Genomic DNA, 14402 nt, shown 5'->3' with positions numbered 1-14402 from the left:
GCCGGAGTGGCGGGCTACCGCCCGCACCCGTGCGCGCTACCGCGCGGTGACCGCGGCGGGTGCCGCCTGCTGCCCGTGGCCTGATAGCAGCTCGACCCGACACGTACCGCCCGTACCCGCGCGCGCTGCCGCGCGTCGACCGCCGGAATCTGCGGGCCGCCCGCGGGTGCGGGCTGTCGCCTGTCAACCGCCTAGTGACGCAACTTGCTCGTGGAGTGGCTTGGGGTGTGGCTGTTTACGGACTGTTGGGTTCTGCGTGCCAGGTTTGCCAGAGTTGGCCGTAGGGGCCGTTGGTGGTTACCAGGGCTTGGTGGGTGCCTAGTTCTACTAGGTGGCCGGCTTCCATGACTGCGATTCGGTCGGCGTCGTGGGCGGTTTGTAGGCGATGGGCTATTGCGATGACCGTGCGACCCCGTAGTACAGCGGCCAGGGAGCGTTCGGTTTGGCGGGCTGTCTTGGGGTCCAGGAGGGCGGTCGCCTCGTCGAGGATGAGGGTGTGGGGGTCGGCCAGGACGACTCTTGCCAGGGAGAGTTGTTGGGCGCTGGCGTCGTCGAGGGTGGTTTCTTCGCCGAGCTCGGTGTCGAGGCCGTGGGGTAGGTCGTTCCACCAGGTGGCGCCGACGGCGGTCAGTGCGGCGTGCAGCTCGTCGTCGGTCGCGGTTGGTTTTGCGATGAGGAGGTTGTCGCGGACGGTGTCGTGGAAGACGTGGTGGTCCTGCGTGATCAGCACGACGTGCTCGCGCAGTTGGTCCGGCGGCAGGTCGGCAACCGGCGTACCGCCGATCGTCACCGACCCGATGTGCGGCCGGTCGAGACCGGCGAGCAGACGTGCGAGGGTCGACTTCCCGGCCCCGGAGGTGCCGACGATGGCCAGGCGTTCGCCGGGTTGCACGACCAGATCGATCCCGTGCAGCACGTCGCGGGCGCCCGTGTAGCTGTAGTGCGCGTTGTCCACCCTGATGCGGTCGCCGGCGACGCTCTCAACCCGCGGGGTCAGCTCAGCTTCGGGGATGTCCGCGAGGCCTTCGACGCGGGCGTACGACGCTCCGGCGCCTTGCAGCTGTTCGATCCAGAGCATCAACGTGTCGAGCGGACCGACGAGTTGGCGCAGGTACACCGTTGCCGTCACCACGACGCCGAGGCTCACCAGATCATGCGCGTAGAGCGCGCCCCCGATCAGCAGTACCCCGACCACCGGCAGCGCCAGCGCGATCTCCGACCAGGGAAACAGAACGGTCCGCAGCCACAGCGCGGCCAGACGCGCGGACCGGGCTTGGGTGATGGACGCTTCCGCGGCCTCCGTACGGCGGCGTTCCAGTCCGAGCAGCTCGACCGTACGGGCGCCCTTCGCCGTACTCGCGACAACATCGGCAATCTCTGCACCAGTCGAGGCGACGGCCAGGTAGACCGGTCGCGCACGTCGTACGTACCAGCGAATCGCCGCGCCGACGCCCAGCAAGCACACGAGCCCGCAAAGCCCGAGCCGCAGATCCAGGACGAGCACCGCGACGATGAGGAACAGAGCATGGACGCTGGCGACGAGGACCTCAGGCACAGCAGATCGCAGCGTCAGCGCGACGAGCGATGCATCCGTGCTTCCGCGGGAGATCAGATCGCCGGCCGGAAGATGATCGGCGACTCGTGGGGGTAGTGCGAGGGTCCGCTGCAAGAAGCGTTCGCGTACCCGCGCCGCCGTACGCTCGCCGAACCGATAGCCGATCTTGAGCGCCCACCACGCCAGCACTGTCTGTACGACGGTGAACAGCAGCGCGCCGAACGCGAGCCGATCCACCGCGCTGAGCACGTCGCCCGAGCCCGCCCGGATCGTGTCGATGATGCGACCGAGCAACCATGGACCGACCAGGCCCGACGCGGCCGCAAGCCCGTTGACCAGGACGACGCCGATCACCGAACGACGGTCCGCGCCCAAGTCGCGGATCAACGCAGCGCGTACTTCGGCGGGACCCGCGACCGGCAGTTGCGTGCTCATTGGTCATCACCCTGGGCCCGCGATACGAGGTCGCGATAGTAGGGATCGCTGCGCAGCAGTTGCACGTGCGTACCGACTGACGACACCTTGCCGTCGACCAGGACGATCACGTCGTCGGCTCGGTCCAGTACGAGCGGCGAGGTCGTCGTGATGACCGTTGTCGTGTCGCGCCGTACTTCGCGGATCCGGTCGATCATCGCCGCTTCGGTGTTCGCGTCGACCGCGGACGTCGGTTCGACGGCGAGCAGTACGTCGGGTGTCGCATAGATCGCCCGGGCGAGCCGGATTCGTTGCCGTTGGCCACCGGACAGATCGGTCCCACCGGCGGCGATCGTCGCGTCCAGACCACCGGGGAGCGCCTCGACGATGTCCTCGGCAACGGCGACGCGAAGTGCAGTACGAATCCTCTTGTCGTCAGGCTCGATGCGTCCGGCAACAACATCACGAACGGTTCCGGCAAACACTTCCGCATCGTTGTCAGCGACAACTAAACGGCGTCTGAGCTCCTCGCGGGCGGGCTCGTCGATCTCCATACCTGCTTGGGAATCGGTGTGCACCTGCCCGAGCCGCTCGATCACCCCGATCGCCTCAGCCGGACGCGCGGTGACCAATGCCGTCAGAGCGCCGGGCTTGATGATCACCCCCGAGACGGTGTCGACCAACGGGACCGTACCGATCGCCGCAGGATCGCCATCGTTGCGGCGAGCAACTGGCAGGTTGAGCAGGTTGATGATTCGTTGCCCCGCCACCCGAGCGCGGGCAATATCCCCGCCGCCCTCGATGAAGAACGACACGGGTACGACGAGCACCGCGACGTACCCGTAGACGGCGACGACATCGCCGATCGTGATATCGCCTGTCGCAGCCATCCGCGCCGACAGCCAGACGACCGCGGCGAGGAACAGGGCGGGCAGGCCGGTCGACAACGCGACAACCCAACTGGTCGGCCCGGCGACGCGGTAACCACGTCGTACCAATCGCTGTGACTGGTCTTGATAGCGCTCGGCGACGAACTGCTTGCCGCCGAGGCCGTTGAGGACGCGGAGTCCGGCGAGTACGTCGACCAGCCGGATCGTCAATCGTCCTTGGTGCACGCGGTATTCGCCGCCGGTGCGTTCGATGCGCTGCAGGAACGGTCCGACGGCGATGGCGAGCAGCGGTACGCCGGCCAGAACCACGGCGGCGAGCAAGGGGTTGATCGTGAACAGCACGACCGCGACGACGGCGTACGCGATGACCGCGCCGACGCCGGGGCCGGTGACGGTCAGCGCCATGGCAACCGTGTACACGTCGGCCATTCCGACCGTCACCACCTCGCCGGCGCTCACCCGCCCTGACAACGAGGCGCCTAAGCGGGAGGTGTGCCAGACCGTGGCACGGACCGCGCGGAACGACGCGTCCATCCTGACCTTGGTCATGGTCCGATGCCGAGCGATCCCCAGCAGCGCGTTCATCACACTGACGGCCAGCAGGAGCAGAGCCCAGCCGACCAGAGCCGAGGTGTCATCGGCCACGAGTCCGTCGTCAACAGCCCGGGACAGCACCCACGGCGGCACAGTCAAACCGACTGTCCACACGGTCCCCAGCACCGCACCCCACGCGATCCGCCGCGGCTGCGACCGAGCAAGCCAGTACAGCAACCGCATCGGACTCGCGAGATCCCCGGCCCCCGGCGGACTCCACGTCTCCGCCATCCGATCCAGCCACCGCCGAACAGCCGACCTCCCCCGCGGTCCACCGTCGCTGGCCATGCCCCAGATCCTTTCAGCAATCCCCCACCACTTTCACCTTTGTGACCGCATTCACAAAGTAGGCAGTGAGGAGAAGCCGCCGAACACCTGCTGACCTACTGGTGGTCGACCCGCTTGGCGGAGTCAGGTTCCATCGGGGTGGCGCTCCAACTGGACAGCAGCGCGAGCTTCTCCTCCGACGGTGAGCCCTTGTCGGCGGTGTAGACGATCACGGTCTGGCCGTTGTCGCCCGGCAGCGGAAGCGCCTGGTAGTTGAGCTGCATCTCGCCGACGGCCTCGTGGAAGAACCGCTTGATGCCGTGCGTGTGCTCGAACAGCCTGTAGTCGGCCCAGAACCTGACGAACTCCGGCGAGGCCACACTCAGCTCACCGACCAACTCGGTGAGCCGTTCGTTGCAAACACCGGCGACCGCTGCGGCCCGCAGGATCGCGACGGTCTCGGCGGCGATCTTCGCCCAGTCCAGATAGATCTGCTTCGGTCGAGGGTCGAGGAACATCCAGCGCGCGAGGTTGCGCTCCCGGATCGGCATCGCGTCGAAATCGTCGAGGAGCGCCTTGGCGGCGTGGTTGATACCCAGTACTTCGAGGTGCGGGCCGAGGATCACCGCCGGCACCGGATCGAGCGCGTTGATCATCGCGAGCGCGGCGGGCCGTGCCTTGACGAGAGGGGGACGGCGGCGGGGGTGGACGCTGTCGGAGCTGAGCAGGGACCGGAGGTGCTGGCGCTCCAGCTCATCCAGCCGCAGCGCGTCCTCGATCGAGGCGAGCACCTGTTCCGAGATGTTGCCGACCCGGCCCTGCTCGAGTTTCACGTAGTAGTCGACGCTGACCCCGGCCAGGATCGCGACCTCTTCGCGTCGCAGTCCCTTGACCCGGCGGTGCGTCTGCGAGGACGGCAGGCCGACATCCTCCGGCGTCAGTGACGCCCGCCTGGAGGTGAGAAAGTCGCGCAGCTCGCGACTGCCGTGCATGTCCATCATTATGGCGTGGATCGACCCCGGCGGCGCGGGCGAAGGTGGCTCGCTCAGTACCAGGTGGCGGCGTACCAGGTATCCCCTTCTGCCGGCGGTCCGAGGCGGCTCCAATCGAGATATCGACCGGTCGCACCGTGCGACCGGCACTGCACAAGGACCTCTCGGATGCCACTACCCGCAGCCCCGGCGATCATCACCTCCTCGCCGTTCTCCTCGATGCGCGGCCATCACGCCGCGATCCGCTACCCCGACTTCGAGGCGGCCCGTTCGTTCTGGGTCGACACGATGGACTGGCGGATCCTGCAGATCTGGCCGTACGGCGACCTGACGCTCGCCTACGTGATGCCGCCCGAACAGAACGACTTCCACCTCGAGATCCTGGCCGGACCCGGCGCCCGCGCCCAGACCATCTACCCCGATGTCGATTCCAGCCTGACCTCGCCGGGGCTCAACCACGTCTGCCTGTCCGTCGATTCGGTCGACGACACCCTCGCAGTACTGCGCGAGCGCGGCGTCGACGTCGTCAATCCGCCGTTCGAAATGGCCGACATCAGCGCCCGTCTCGCGTTCTTCCGTGACCCGTGGGGCAACATGTTCGAGCTTTCCGAGCGCATCGGCCCGGACGATCACGGGGCGATCTTCGCCCGCCCGTTGGCAGGCTGGCTCGATTCCACGGAGACATCATGAAGCGGTACTCCGGGTTGGACGACGAACGCGACGACGTACCCGTAACGCAGCTCGGTGCCGGGCACAGCGGCGAGGAGCTGACGCTGGCGTCGGCGTGGGAAGCGATCAGCGGTGTCGGGTGCACCGACCAGCTGCTCGACTGGCCGCCCGACGTATTCGCGCTCACGAATGTGCTGCTCGATCGCACGGAGGCCTTCCGCTTCGCGCTGTCGCCGCCGGCGGGGGCGCAGTGGCCGCCGGCCGGCGCCGATGACTGGTCCGATTCCGTGGTGACCGCGGGCCGGGAGTGGAGCGCATGGGTCGAGGATCCTCGCGACCCTGTGCCGGCCGGGCTGGCCGAGGAATGGGCCATCGTGCTGAAGCACGCCGACGTGCCGTTGGCCGATCTGGCGGCAGGCCGCGATTGGCGGGTCTGTCAGGCGTTGCTGTCGTTGCATGCCATGGCCGACGAGGCGTGCGCCGGGCTCGGGCGCGCCACCGAGCGCGCTGAGGGACCGGGCGCCAGGTATCGCGCCCGAGCGCGAGAGTGGCTGGCCCGGACGGGATCCCTGGCGCGGGTAGCGCCGCGGCGCGTACGGGTGTTGCCCAAGGTTCGTACGCCGCCGAGCGGCCGGACCGCGTTCTCCCGGTACGCCTGCGTCCAGGGCGCCGGACTCGAGGCGAGCTGGCACAAGATGCCGGTCCGCCATCTCGGGACCGATCCGCGGGCGGAGTACGTCAACTTGTTGTTGCTGCCGTGGCCGTTGCGGATCCGCGCGTCCGACTTCCGCGCCGTGGAGGGATCGGTGCAGTGGCAGGAGCGCGACCCGTTCGGATTCTTCGAGTTCGCGCCCACCGAGCGACTCGACCTGGACCTGGTGGATCGTGTCCTCACCGCTGCGTTGGACGAGGTCGACGACGTCGATGTCGTCGTACTGCCGGAGGCCGCCATCGACGAGACCGAGATCGAGGGGCTCGAGACCGTCCTGAGCCGGCACGGGGTCAGCTACCTCACCGCCGGGGTTCGGCAACGCTCACCAGGTCCGGGACAGCTCCCGCGCAACGGGGTGCATATCGGCGTCGAGCCGAGGCTGCGCAAGGCCGCGGGACCGTCCGACGGCCCTCACCGGCAGTGGTTCCACATCCGCCAGGACAAGCACCATCGGTGGGCGCTCGACGCGAACCAGATCGCCCAGTACCACCTCGCCGGCGCCCTGCACCCGCAGGTGCAGTGGTTGGAGACGATGGACGTACCGCCGCGCTCGCTGCAGTTCGTGTCGGTCGGCGAGGAGATCACGATCGTCTCGCTGGTGTGCCAGGACCTGGCCGAGACCGACGAGATCGCCGACGTCATCCGGTCCGTAGGCCCGACCGTGGTGCTCGCCGTATTGCTCGACGGACCGCAGTTGGCGTCTCGATGGGCAGCGCGGTACGCGAGCGTCTTCGCCGACGATCCGGGGTCGAGTGTTCTGACGCTCACGTCGTACGGCATGGCGCAGCGGAGCCGGCCGCCGGGGCGTGAGGCCTCTCCGATCGTGGCGTTGATGAAGGAGGCGGACCAGGAGTACCGCGAGATCCCGCTCGAGCCGGGCGCGCAGGCGGTGCTGCTGACGGCCAGCGGGTCGCGGGCGACCCGGCGTACGGTCGATGGCCGCCGGCCTGTCGACACCGGCACGCATTACACCGGGGCCGCCGTCCACCAGATCCGCGCAGCCGAGGTCGGGTCGAACCCAACCGAGTCCGTGGCTCCGCTGCCACGGGTGCTCGACATCGACGACGTCACGATTCTGACCGGGTGGGCGGAGGCGGTCGCGGAAACCCTTGCGCATGCTCCCGAGCGGATCCCGGCGCTGATGGCTGATCTCCGGCCGGGCGCAGCCTGGCGGTCCGGGTTTGGGATTCCGGAACCCTCGGCAGAACTTGCCGGTGCGCTCGAGTCGCTCGACCGGGTGATGCAGGAAGCCGGTACGCCGACGTACGACGGGATGCTGACCGCTGTCCGCGACAGCCGGGCAGGCGAACAGCCGTTGGACGCGCTCGTACGGACTGTCCTCCGATCAACCCTGGAACAACGCCGTTCCCGAGGTCAGCTGCGCAGCAGGTAGCGCGTGGCTTCGGGGAGGGCGGCGGCAACGGACATCGCGGTGATGGGGCCGGAGGAGGAGGCAAGGTTGGCGGCTGCGGCGTGTAGGTAGGCGCCGAGGCTGGCGGCGTCCAGTGGGGATAGGCCGCTGGCTAGTAGGGAGCCGCAGAGGCCGGCTAGTACGTCGCCGGCTCCGGCGGTCGCTAGCCAGGGGGTGGCGTTGGAGTTGACGCGGACTTGGCCGTCGGGGGCGGCGATGACGGTGGTGGCGCCTTTGAGGAGGACGGTGACGTCGTAGCGTTCGGCGGCCAGGCGGGCGTGTTTGAGGCGTTCGGCTTCGACGGTGGCGCGGTCCACGTCCAGGAGGCGGGCGAGCTCGCCTGCGTGGGGAGTGGCCAGTACGTCGACGTGGTCACCGGAGTCGTCGAGTGCCTTCAGGCCGTCGGCGTCGAGGACTACGGGCTCCTCGGCGTCGAGGAGTTCGCGGATGCGGGGGATGTCGAGCTCGTCGCCCAGGCCGGAGCCGATCGTCCAGGCCTGTACGCGGCCGTTGCCGGCGACGATCTCGGGATGGGCGGTGCGGACGGCTTCTGCGACGGCGTCGGGGCCGACGTACCGGACCATGCCGACCGGGCCGCCGAGGGCGCCGGCGGCGGCGATGACGGCGGCGCCTGGGTACTGCGTTGAGCCGACCATCAGGCCGAGTACGCCGCGGGAGTACTTGTCGGACTCGCCGTGCGGGACCGGGTACAGGTGGCGGATGTCGGCTGCTTGGAGGGACTCGACCTCGGCGGGTGGGAGGTCGAGGCCGATCTCGACGAGGTGGACCGGGCCGCAGGCGGTGGCGGCGGGGTCGATGAAGTGGCAGATCTTGTGGGTGCCGAAGGTGACGGTGAGGGCGGCGTTGACGTGCGGCTCGGGGGTCTCGCCGGTATCGACGTCGACGCCGGACGGGGTGTCGACGGCAACAATCGGTACGTCGAACTGCTCGGCCAGCCGAACCGCCGCGAGAGCGTCGGGACGAAGCCCGGGACGACCGCCGATCCCGACAATCCCATCGACCACAACGTCGGCGCCCCGGATCAGATCGGCAATCCCGCCCGGGCCGGCGTCCGCGGCAGCACCCGGGGCGGCGTCCGCGGCAAGGCCCGAGGTGGCGGCGGCGAGGCGGCCGCCTGCTGCTTGAAGGGCTTCGGCGCCGGCCTGGTGCGCCTTGTCGGACAGCAGTACGGCGGTGACCTGCGCGCCGCGGCGGGCCAGGCGGGCGCCGGCGTACAGGGCGTCGCCGCCGTTGTCGCCGGAGCCGATCAGGAGGACGACGCGGGCGCCGTACGTGCCGCTGAGGAAGTTGCTGATGGCAACTGCTAGCCCGGTGGCGGCCCGCTGCATCAACGTGCCTGAAGGGAGGCGGGCCATCAGGTCGGCCTCGGCGGCGCGGACCTGCTCGACGGTGTGCGCGCTGCGCATGGTCAGCCCTCCAGGATCACCACGGCCGAGGCGATGCCCGCGTCGTGGCTGAGCGACAGGTGCAGGTTCTGTACGCCGAGCCGCGACGCCTGCGCCGCCACGGTCCCGCTGATCTCCAGCCACGGCCGGCCGGTCTCGTCGGTCTGTACTTCGGCGTCGTGCCAGTGCATGCCCGCGGGAGCGCCGAGCGCCTTGGCCAACGCCTCCTTGGCCGCGAACCGAGCCGCCAGCGAGGCCGGCGGCTTCACCGCCTCGAGCGGTGTGAACACCCGCTCCCGCAAATTCGGGGTCCGCTCCAACGTCCGCATGAACCGATCCACGTCGACCACATCGATACCCACGCCGACGATCATGCGGGCCAGCCTAACCCTGCGGTGCAGCGGTGGAGTCCCGGACTCTCATGTCCACCGCCAGGTCCAGGCGGAGCGCGGTAGGTGTCCGGCCGCGGGACAGGTCGAGCACCACGCGGGCTGCGAGCTCGGCCATCTGGTGGAGCGGTTGATGGACGGTCGTCAGAGCGGGCGTGACGAACTGGGCTACCGGGAGATCGTCGTACCCGACGACGGACAGATCGCGTGGGACGTCCAGCCCGAGTTCACGCGCGGCCTGATAGACGCCAAGCGCTTGCATGTCGCTGCCGGCGAAGATCGCGGTCGGTCGATCGGGCAGCCGCAGCAGGGCCAGCGCCTCGCGGTACGCGCCGCCGACCTCGAAGTTGCCGTACCGGATCAGCGACGGGTCGACCTCCACACCCGTCGACCGCAGAGCGTCCGTATAGCCGTCCACGCGCTGCCGCGAGCAGAGCGTCTCGATCGGTCCGCCGATCATCGCGATCCGGGTGTGGCCGAGCGTGCGGAGATGGGCCGTGGCCATCCGGCCGCCGTTCCAGTTCGCCGAGCCGATCGACGGTACGTCGTCACCCACGTCCCCGACCGGATCGACAACCACGAACGGGATCCCTCGCGCCTCCAGCTGCGCGCGCTGGTCCGCGTCGAGGTCCGAGAACACCATGATCACGCCGAGCGGTCGCCTGTTCAGCACCGATTCGATCCACTGCTGGCGCGGCCGCAACGCGCCACCGCACTCCGACAGCACGAGCTCGACGCCCTCGGCGCGAGCGACCTCCTCGACACCGCGGATCAGCTCCATCGCCCACTCGCCGCCGAGCTGGTTGAACACCAGGTCGATCATCGGGCTGGCCGCCGTCCCCGGGCTCCGGCGCCGGTAGCCGTACTCCTGGATCAGGCTCTCGATCCGGGCCCGGGTCGCCTCGGCCACATCCGCGCGGCCGTTGAGCACCTTGGAGACGGTCGGCACCGACACGCCGGCCTCTTCCGCAATTTTCGCAATGGTCGGTCGCTCGCTCACCACACCCCCTGGCTCGAAACTTTCGAGCCAGCTTAGCGGTGGATCGTGCGGCCGTGGGTATCCGGTACGCCGCTGAGCCGGTAGAAGAACGTGTTGACCTGGTCGCGCCACTCCCGCGCGTTCGCCAGCTGCGACTCGAACCGGGCCGTGATGTTCTCCCGTACGACGGGTTCGAACCGCTCGGCGACCACCCGCCAGCGCGCGACCATCGCCTCCACCTCGGCGTACCCCTGGAAGTGGGTGTCGTAGATGTGCTGCAGCACCGTGCTGCCGTTGTGCAACACGTGGTCATAGGCAACGTGATGGAAGAACAGCAGCAGCTCGTCGGGACAGGTGGTGACGTCTTCGTACGTGCCGGCGAGCGGCTCCGGGTACTGCCCGGTGAATCCTGACCCGGTCTTCACGGTCCGGTCCACGCCGACGCCGTAGCGGTCGGCGAAGTGATAGGTCCCGCGGCTGGAGTACTCGTATCCGTTGACGCTCGGCCCGTAATGCGTTTCCGGTGTGACCATAAACCCGACGCCCAGCGGCGCGGTGTAGCGCTCGTAGGTCCGCCACGAGCCGGACATGATCGTGACCAGCTCGCTCCTCGTCCGGTCGTCCATCGCGAACGTTGCCGCGGCCCACTCGTGCAGCAGGCTGACCGGATCCGCGTGCGGTTCCCACGCCAGTCGGCCGAACGCGTAGAGGTTGCTCTGGGCAAGTTTGTGGCCGGTCCAGTTGGGGTCGTCGCCAACGTTGGAGACGGCAACGATCGCGCCGATGCGGTCGGCAACCGTCGTACCGCCGCCGCCAGAGGTGTCGAACTGCAGGATCTCCCGCCACCATGGCGCGAGGTAGCAGAGGTCCTGCTGCTGGCCGGAGTACTCCTGCGTCACCTGCAGCTCGAGCGCGAACACGGTCTCCTGCAGCTCGCCGAGCAGCGGCGACACCGGCTCGCGGACCTGGAAGTCCGTCGGTCCGTGCTTGACCTGCAGTACGACGTTCTCCTCGAACCGCCCGTCGAGCGGAATCAGCTGGTCGTACGCAGCCCGCGCGCGATCCATGCTGCGGTCACGCCAATCGTGCTTCTGCTCACCGGCGTACCGCCAGAACACCGTCCCGCCGTACGGCGCAACCGCCCGCGCGAGCAGGTTCGCGCCCTCCGGATCGCGGCCCGCCCGCACCACGAGCCCGCCGAAGTCCGGTACGGCGTCGTACACCCGGCTGATCGTGGCCGACCACCAGCGAGCCACCCGCTCGTCGAACGGGTCGTCGGTGAACTCGACCGAGAGGCTGACCGCGATCCCGTACTCGCGGAACATGCCCGCCAGGCGAGCCACCTCGGGCAGGTCGGCGTTCGCGACCGCGACCGCGTTGATCCCGATCGACGCCAGCAAACGCGCATAAGCACGGACCCTGGTGAGGTCGGGCACGACGCTGCCGTCGCGGAAGAATATCGATCGACCTGAGTACCCGCGTTCGACCGCGCCGGACAGCTGGTCCCAGTGGTCCAGCATCCGGATCGGTACGGCCGGCTGCTCGACGACGGTGAAGTCGCCGGTCATCCACTCGAAGTACCGGAGCAGGTAGAAGTAGCCGTAGAGCAGTCCGTGTCCGCCCTCGGCCGCGACGACGAGATCGTTGCCGCGTCGTACCACCACGAACCCTTCGACACCCAGGCCGTGCTCGGGTAGGGCGGCCTCGACCTCACGCCACAAAGGGGTCTCGCGGACGCGGGTCATGATGCAGACGGCAACTTGTACGTCGGTGGGAACGCGGCGCGTCTGCCGGAGCTCGGCACGGATCGTCTGAGCCAGCGCCCCGGAGGCATGGACAGTCACCTCGGGGAGCCGCTGCGTACCGAGCCAGGCGGAGTCGTCGGTCATCGGTCGGTGATCATTCCACACCAGGCGGTCACCGAAAGTTTCGAACTCGTGGCGCGGTTGAGACAAAGCCCACGTCGGCCCGATGTGGGTGCATTCCGTGACGGTGGGAAGAATGGGCCACATGCTGCAGCCGTCGCGGGAGGTGACTCCCTACACCGAGCTCGACCGGGCCACCTGGGCGCAATTGGCCGAGACCACGGTCTCCCCGCTGACGGCGGACGAGGTCGAACGGCTGCGCGGTCTCGGCGACGAGATCGACATGGACGAGGTCCGCGAGGTGTACCTGCCGCTGTCGCGGATCCTCTCGCTGTACGTCCGGCACGCCCGCGCGCTGCACGCCGACACCGAGAGCTTCCTCGGCAAACCGGCCGCGACCCGCACCCCGTTCGTGATCGGCATCGGCGGATCGGTTGCCGTCGGCAAGTCCACGACCGCGCGTCTGCTGCGCGAACTGCTGGCCCGCTGGCCCGAGCACCCGCGCGTCGCGCTGGTCACCACCGACGGCTTCCTCTGGCCGAACGCCGAGCTCGAGCGCCGGAATCTGATGCAGCGCAAGGGATTCCCGGAGTCGTACGACCGCAAGGCGCTGTTGCGCTTCGTGGTCGAGGTGAAGTCGGGGATGGACGCGGTCGAGGCGCCGGTCTACTCGCACCTCCACTACGACCGCATGCCTGGCGTACGGACCACCGTCGAGCAACCCGACATCCTGCTGCTCGAAGGGCTGAACGTCCTGCAGCCGGCGCCGCGGCACGCGGACGGGAAGAGCGGTCTCGCGGTCAGCGACTTCTTCGACTTCTCGGTGTACGTCGATGCCGCCGCCGACGACGTCCGCTCCTGGTACGTGGCGCGCTTCCTCAAACTGTGGGAGACGGCGTTCCGCAACCCTGAGTCGTACTTCGTCCGGTACGGCGAGCTGAGCCGCCAGGAAGCGATCAAGAAGGCCGAGTCGCTCTGGGACGGCATCAACGGCCCGAACCTACGCGAGAACATCCTCCCTACCCGCTCCCGCGCGACCCTGGTCCTCCGCAAGGGTCCCGACCACGCGGTGCGCTGGGTCAGGCTGCGGAAGCTCTAAGCGCTGGTACGACGGCGACCGCGACGACTGCGGCGGTCAACGCGAACGCGACCGAGAAGCCGACGCCGCCCACGACTGCGCCGAAGATCAGCGCGCCGGCCCCCCAACCGCCGTCGTACGCGAGGTTCCAGAGGGCGCTGACCTGGCCGTAGCGGGAGCGGTCGACGCGGTTGTACATCAGGGTCAGGGTGAGGTTCTGCGCGGCGCCGAAGCCGATGCCGAAGCAGGTCGAGCCGATCAGGATCGCGACGGCGCTCGGGAGGAAGACGAGCGATCCGGCGCCGGCTGCCGCGAGGATCAGCGCGGGTGCCAGCAGCTTCGCGGGACCGACTCGGTCGGCGTAGCGACCGGCCAGCCAGCGGGCGATGGGTGCGGCGATCGCCTGTAGGAGAAGGGCTGTGGCGATGTGTGACTGTTTGTCGCCGGCAACGGCTAGCGGCAGGAAGGTGACGCTGATGCCTGCGGCAACGGTCACCGCGGCGAAGATCAGGGTCGGGGTGAGGAGGCCGCTCCGTCGTACTCCGCCGAGGACCTTTACGTGTTGCTCTTCTTCGGCGTTCACCTTGGCGGGGAGACCGACCAGGGCGAGGAGGCCGGCTAGTGAGGCGATTGCGGCGAGGACGAACAGCGCGCCGAAGCCGATGACGTTGATCAGGTAGACACCGAGCGGGAGGCCGATCACCGCAGGTACGCCGACGGCCACGCCGTACACACCGAGCGCCTCGCCGCGCCGGGCCGACGGGGTGAGGTCGGCGACCAGCGCGACCGCACCGACGACGAGAATCGCGAGGCCGGCACCACGGACGATGCAGACGGCGAGCACGACCGGCAGCGCTGCGGAGGTGAGCAGCACCAGCGAAGGCGCCCCGAGGAGAACGAGTCCGAGCCCGAGGACGACCCGATATCCCCACCGAGCCAGCATCCGCGGCACGAGCAGCTCGACAGCCACCGCGGAGAACATCATCGCAGCGGTCGACAGCCCGGCACCCACGCCTCCGGAGCCGTTGGCCGCCAGGTAGAGCGGGACGACCGAGGTCAGCAGATACATGCTCAAGCCGGACCCGAACACCATCACCAACAACCGCACGAACTGACCGGTCAGCAGCCGAGCCACAGGCGCGGGGAGCGGGTGGGTGGGGAGGTCGCAGGTGGTGGTCATG

Annotated in this window: 11 protein-coding genes; 3 read left to right on the top strand and 8 right to left on the bottom strand. The window is 68.9% G+C overall.

Features of this window, described 5'->3' with window-relative positions; all coding sequences use genetic code 11:
* Positions 1–235 precede the first annotated feature (235 nt).
* The 3 genes from ACFWUU_RS20705 to ACFWUU_RS20695 form a co-directional block, all read right to left on the bottom strand.
* A complete protein-coding gene (locus ACFWUU_RS20705; RefSeq protein ID WP_380177324.1) occupies positions 236–1990 on the bottom strand; it encodes an ABC transporter ATP-binding protein in 1755 nt (584 codons plus the stop codon).
* Complete coding sequence (locus tag ACFWUU_RS20700) at positions 1987–3741, bottom strand: ABC transporter transmembrane domain-containing protein (protein ID WP_380177323.1); 1755 nt, start codon at positions 3739–3741, stop codon at positions 1987–1989. Before ACFWUU_RS20700 ends, ACFWUU_RS20705 begins: the two co-directional genes overlap by 4 nt.
* Positions 3742–3836: 95 nt before the next feature.
* The gene (locus ACFWUU_RS20695; RefSeq protein WP_380177322.1) at positions 3837–4712 is read right to left on the bottom strand and encodes a helix-turn-helix transcriptional regulator; all 876 of its coding nucleotides are present in this window, start codon (positions 4710–4712) and stop codon (positions 3837–3839) included.
* Between the two features lie 168 nt (positions 4713–4880).
* Here ACFWUU_RS20695 and ACFWUU_RS20690 point away from each other — a divergent pair, with 168 nt between their 5' ends.
* Both ACFWUU_RS20690 and ACFWUU_RS20685 read left to right on the top strand, forming a co-directional pair.
* A complete protein-coding gene (locus ACFWUU_RS20690; protein ID WP_380177321.1) occupies positions 4881–5402 on the top strand; it encodes a VOC family protein in 522 nt (173 codons plus the stop codon).
* Positions 5399–7486 (top strand): hypothetical protein, encoded by a 2088-nt coding sequence (locus ACFWUU_RS20685; RefSeq protein ID WP_380177320.1) that lies wholly within the window; start codon positions 5399–5401, stop codon positions 7484–7486. Before ACFWUU_RS20690 ends, ACFWUU_RS20685 begins: the two co-directional genes overlap by 4 nt.
* Here ACFWUU_RS20685 and ACFWUU_RS20680 read toward each other — a convergent pair.
* Genes ACFWUU_RS20680 through ACFWUU_RS20665 form a run of 4 tightly spaced genes read right to left on the bottom strand, consistent with a single transcriptional unit; the run spans position 7468 to position 12167 of the window.
* Positions 7468–8931 (bottom strand): NAD(P)H-hydrate dehydratase, encoded by a 1464-nt coding sequence (locus ACFWUU_RS20680; RefSeq protein ID WP_380177319.1) that lies wholly within the window; start codon positions 8929–8931, stop codon positions 7468–7470. The two genes, ACFWUU_RS20685 and ACFWUU_RS20680, sit on opposite strands and share 19 nt — an antisense overlap.
* 2 nt (positions 8932–8933) lie before the next feature.
* Positions 8934–9284 (bottom strand): holo-ACP synthase, encoded by a 351-nt coding sequence (locus tag ACFWUU_RS20675; RefSeq protein ID WP_130441349.1) that lies wholly within the window; start codon positions 9282–9284, stop codon positions 8934–8936.
* A 10-nt stretch (positions 9285–9294) separates the two neighbouring features.
* A complete protein-coding gene (locus tag ACFWUU_RS20670; protein WP_380177318.1) occupies positions 9295–10299 on the bottom strand; it encodes a LacI family DNA-binding transcriptional regulator in 1005 nt (334 codons plus the stop codon).
* A gap of 32 nt (positions 10300–10331) precedes the next feature.
* Complete coding sequence (locus ACFWUU_RS20665) at positions 10332–12167, bottom strand: alpha-glucuronidase (RefSeq protein WP_380177317.1); 1836 nt, start codon at positions 12165–12167, stop codon at positions 10332–10334.
* 121 nt (positions 12168–12288) lie between these two features.
* On the opposite strand from ACFWUU_RS20665, the gene coaA reads away from it, so the two are divergent.
* Positions 12289–13242 (top strand): type I pantothenate kinase, encoded by a 954-nt coding sequence (gene coaA / locus ACFWUU_RS20660; RefSeq protein WP_137258708.1) that lies wholly within the window; start codon positions 12289–12291, stop codon positions 13240–13242.
* Here coaA and ACFWUU_RS20655 read toward each other — a convergent pair.
* Positions 13223–14401: an MFS transporter gene (locus ACFWUU_RS20655; protein WP_380177316.1), complete on the bottom strand. Its 1179-nt coding sequence runs from the start codon at positions 14399–14401 to the stop codon at positions 13223–13225. The two genes, coaA and ACFWUU_RS20655, sit on opposite strands and share 20 nt — an antisense overlap.
* Position 14402 lies beyond the last annotated feature (1 nt).

Source organism: Kribbella sp. NPDC058693, assembly GCF_042715335.1.
Classification (GTDB): domain Bacteria; phylum Actinomycetota; class Actinomycetes; order Propionibacteriales; family Kribbellaceae; genus Kribbella; species Kribbella jiaozuonensis.
The sequence above is the reverse complement of the archived record's forward strand: the minus strand, read 5'-3'. Positions and strand labels throughout refer to the sequence as shown.